The sequence below is a fragment of the Kribbella sp. genome, from assembly GCF_035687465.1.
Taxonomy (GTDB): Bacteria; Actinomycetota; Actinomycetes; order Propionibacteriales; family Kribbellaceae; genus Kribbella.
Map to the genome: position 1 here is coordinate 1 of NZ_DASRXP010000446.1, position 3,471 is coordinate 3,471.

At 67.0% G+C, this 3,471-nt stretch carries 4 protein-coding genes; 1 reads left to right on the plus strand and 3 read right to left on the minus strand.

What is annotated here, in order from left to right:
• A partial coding sequence (locus tag VFG33_RS22965) for a DUF554 family protein (protein WP_325054989.1) occupies positions 1-380 on the plus strand: 380 nt, incomplete at its 5' end.
• Between the two features lie 243 nt (positions 381-623).
• Here VFG33_RS22965 and VFG33_RS22970 read toward each other — a convergent pair.
• From VFG33_RS22970 to VFG33_RS22980, 3 genes are all read right to left on the minus strand, one after another.
• Positions 624-1,340: an ABC transporter ATP-binding protein gene (locus VFG33_RS22970; RefSeq protein ID WP_325054990.1), complete on the minus strand. Its 717-nt coding sequence runs from the start codon at positions 1,338-1,340 to the stop codon at positions 624-626.
• Positions 1,337-2,200 (minus strand): ABC transporter ATP-binding protein, encoded by an 864-nt coding sequence (locus VFG33_RS22975; protein WP_325054991.1) that lies wholly within the window; start codon positions 2,198-2,200, stop codon positions 1,337-1,339. The genes VFG33_RS22970 and VFG33_RS22975 overlap by 4 nt, the downstream gene beginning before the upstream one ends.
• On the minus strand, positions 2,197-3,471 hold a 1,275-nt coding region (locus VFG33_RS22980), incomplete at its 5' end, for a branched-chain amino acid ABC transporter permease (protein ID WP_325054992.1). The genes VFG33_RS22975 and VFG33_RS22980, both read right to left, overlap by 4 nt.

The following is a 3,471-nucleotide window of genomic DNA, read 5'->3' on the forward strand; positions in this document are numbered from 1 at the left end:
CGATGGTGTTCTGCGTCGGCCCGCTGACCTTCCTCGGCGCGCTGTCGGACGGCCTCGGCCGGGGCGCCGATCTGTTGTTCCTGAAGTCGGTCCTGGACGGCTTCGCCTCGATCGCCTTCGCCGCCTCCCTGGGCTGGGGCGTCGCCGCCTCCGCGGTCGTCGTCCTCGTCGTCCAGGGCCTGATGACGGCTGTCGGCGCGGTCCTCGGCGACATCCTCCCCGACGCCCACGTCACCGCTCTGGGCGCCACCGGCGGACTCCTCCTGATCGGCGTGGCCCTCCGCCTCCTGAAGATCAAGCAGATCGCGGTAGCCGACCTCCTCCCCGCCCTGATCGTCGCTCCCCTACTAGTCCAACTCCTCGTAGTAATCCGCCGCTGACACCCAACGGAGGCCCCCACCACCTGCGTTCATTCGCCCCCTTTTGACCGCCGGTGCGGGCCGGCGGTCCGAGTGACGCCGGCAAGCGGTCAAAAGGGGGCGAATGAACGCGACCTCGGGGGGCGCCGGCGTCTGGGCTCCCGGCGACGGCGAGGGGCACCCACCGCAGTACAGGCTGTTGCTAAAAGCAAGGAGCCCCGGCCGTGGTCGGCCGGGGCTCCTTGTCGTGAAATTGTTGCGGTGTCAGTCTTCGCCGAGGTAGGCCTTGCGGACCTCGTCGTTGACCAGGAGCTCCCGTCCGCTGCCCTGCAGTACGATCTGGCCGACCTCGAGCACATACCCGTAGTCGGCACGCTTCAGTGCCGCCTGGGCGTTCTGCTCGACCAGCAGGATCGTCGTACCCTGCCGCTGCAGCTCCGTCACCGTCGACATGATCCTCTTCATCATGATCGGTGACAGCCCCATCGACGGCTCGTCCAGCATCAGCAGCTTGGGCTTGCTCATCATCGCCCGCCCCATCGCGAGCATCTGCTGCTCACCACCGGAGAATGTCCCGGCCGGCTGCTTGCGCCGCTCCCCCAGGATCGGGAACAGGTCGTACGCCGCGTCCAGGTCGGCGCGGACCGCCGCATGGTCGTTGCGGGTGAACGCGCCCAGCCGCAGGTTCTCCTCGACCGACAGCCGGGGGAAGATCCGCCGGCCCTCGGGCGAATGTGCCAGCCCCATCGTGACGATGTCGTGCGCCGGCGTCTTGTCGATCCGCTGACCCTGGAACAGGATCTCGCCATGCGTCGGCCGGAGCAGGCCCGAGATGGTCCGCAGCGTGGTCGTCTTACCGGCGCCGTTGGTGCCGATCAGCGACACCACCTGCCCCTGCTCGACGCTGAAGCTGATCCGCTTCACCGCGACGATCTTGCCGTAGGCAACTTCCAGGTCCTTGACCTCGAGCATCGCGGTCATGACTCGTCCTCCTCGCGGACGACGTCCCGCACCACGGCAGGCTCGTCCTCGTCGTCGTCCTCGCCGGTGCCGATGTAAGCCTCGATCACCCGCGGGTCGGACTGCACCTCGGCCGGCGTGCCCTCGACCAGCGCCTCGCCGCGGACCAGGCAGAGCACCCGGTCGCAGAGGTTGAAGATGAAGCGCATGTCGTGCTCGATCACGACCACCGACAGACCCGAGTCCCGGATCTTGAAGATCAGGTCGCTTGCCTGCCGGGTCTCCTGCGGGTTCATCCCGGCCGTCGGCTCGTCCAGCAGGATGAGCTTCGGGTCGGTGGCCAGTGCTCTGGCGATCTCGAGTCGCCGCTGGTCGCCGTACGGCATGTTCCGGGCGAGGTGCTCGGAGGACTTGCCGAGGCCGACGAACTCCAGCAACTCCTGCGCCCTGGCCCTGGTGGCCGCCTCTTCGCGGCGGAACTTCGGGCCCCGAAGGACGGAGGTGATCGCGCCCGAGCTGGTCCGGCAGTACCGCCCGACCATCACGTTCTCCAGCGCAGTCATGTTTGCGAACAACCTGATGTTCTGGAAGGTTCGCGCCATCCCGGCCCGGACGACTGCCCGCGGCTTCGGCGCCAGCGGCGCGCCGGCGAACCGGACCTGACCGCCGGTCGGCTTGTAGAGACCGGTCAGGCAGTTGAAGAACGTCGTCTTGCCGGCCCCGTTCGGGCCGATCAGACCGACGATCTCGCCTTCCCGCACGCTCAGGTTGACATCGCTCACCGCCAGCAGACCACCGAACCGCATGGTCACACCGGAGGCTTCCAGGACCGGCTGGCCGAAGGTCGGTGCCGCGCTGGGTACCGCGTCCGTAACGGTCATTTCGCCTCCTCGACCAGTTCGCTCTCGACAGCCACCGCGAGCTCCTCGTCCTCTTCGTGGAACTCGAGCTGCCGCCGTCTGCTCGCGACCAGGCCCTCGGGCCGGAACCGCATCATGACGATCAGCAGCAGACCGAACAACAGCAGCCGGTACTCCGAGAAGAACCGCAGCTTCTCCGGCAGCAGCTTCAGGATCGTTGCACCGAGCAACACTCCGGCGATGGTACCCATCCCGCCCAGCACGATCGCCGCCAGCAGGAAGGCCGATTCCAGGAAGATGTACTGACCGGGGCTGACGGCAACGTCCTGGTGGGCCTTGATGGTGCCGGCCATACCGGCCAGGAACGCACCGATCGCGAACGCCAGCAGCTTCAGCCCGAAGACGTTCACGCCCATCGCCTCGGCGGCCTTCTCGTCCTCGCGGATCGCCACCCAGCCCCGGCCGATCCGGCTGTCGTTCAGCCGGGAGAAGACCAGGATGATGAAGCCGAGCAGGATCAGCAGCAGGAAGTAGTAGTTCGAGAACCTGCCCAGCTCGATCCCGGCGACGGTGTGCGGGTCACCGAAGTTGAAGCTGCCGATGGTCAGTTCCGGGATGGCCGGGATACCGTTCGGGCCGTTGGTGAGCAGCGGGCCGTTGGTGCCGTCCAGGTTGAACATCGCCAACCGGAAGATCTCACCGAAGCCCAGCGTCACGATCGCCAGATAGTCACCCGAGACCCGTAGCGTCGGCGAACCGATGATCAGGCCCAGGGTCGCCGCCACACCCGCGCCGATCAGCACGACCACCGGGAACGGCGGATGCCAGTTGATGGTCGCAAAGGCGGACTCGGACAGCATCGCCGCGACGTACGCGCCGGAGCCGAGGAACGCGATGTAGCCGAGGTCCAGCAGACCGGCCAGACCGACCACGATGTTCAGGCCCATCGCGGTGGCCGCGAAGATCAGCACCTGGGTGGCGATCGACATGTTGGCGTCCGAGCCGTTCTGGGTGAACGGGAAGAAGAACGCCACCACGAAGGCCGCGAGCGTCAGCACCTTTTTGTTCCGCTGTGCGACATGGCTGAACCAGCTCAGCGTGCCGGTCCGGAACATCGCGGCGATCACGCCCGCGTAGAAGAGCAGGCAGAGCACGAACGACCAGGCGTCCTTCAGGTCCAGCGCATACGCCGCGCCGAACAGGATCACCGCCATGATCACCGCGATCGAGAGGATCTCGAACCAGCTCGGCAGTCTGGCTTGGCCGAGGTCACGCAGTTGGCGCAACGGCAG

Excerpts from the sequence above, each read along its gene's own strand:
- VFG33_RS22970 (WP_325054990.1), bottom strand. The coding sequence starts at position 1,340 with ATGACCGCGATGCTCGAGGTCAAGGACCTGGAAGTTGCCTACGGCAAG.
- VFG33_RS22975 (WP_325054991.1), bottom strand. The coding sequence starts at position 2,200 with ATGACCGTTACGGACGCGGTACCCAGCGCGGCACCGACCTTCGGCCAG.